Source organism: Rhodoplanes roseus (genome assembly GCF_003258865.1).
Lineage (GTDB): Bacteria > Pseudomonadota > Alphaproteobacteria > Rhizobiales > Xanthobacteraceae > Rhodoplanes > Rhodoplanes roseus.
In genome coordinates this window covers 1-251 of sequence record NZ_NPEX01000920.1, presented here as the reverse complement: position 1 = coordinate 251, position 251 = coordinate 1, and the positions used below count along the sequence as shown (strand labels likewise).

Genomic DNA, 251 nt, shown 5'->3' with positions numbered 1-251 from the left:
CGTTGGTCCGCCCTGGCGCATCGCCCGCGACGATCGCGCCGAGATCCTCCAGTTCCTCGCGCTTCATGCTGCCCTCGGCGAGCATATCCGTGAACTTCACGCCGATCACCGGGATGGTGCGATGCGCGGGCTTCGGGACCTCCTCGTACCAGGCCTCGTAAAGACCGGTGTTGTCGAGGACCTTGCGGACGTCGGGAGCTTTCATCGCTTCGTCGATTTCGCAAAGGGCCGGCATCGCCAGGAACGCGCCC

At 65.3% G+C, this 251-nt stretch carries 1 protein-coding gene; it reads right to left on the bottom strand.

The window, feature by feature from the left end:
- A partial coding sequence (locus tag CH341_RS33010) for a Rossmann-fold NAD(P)-binding domain-containing protein (protein ID WP_210208748.1) occupies nt 1–251 on the bottom strand: 251 nt, incomplete at both ends.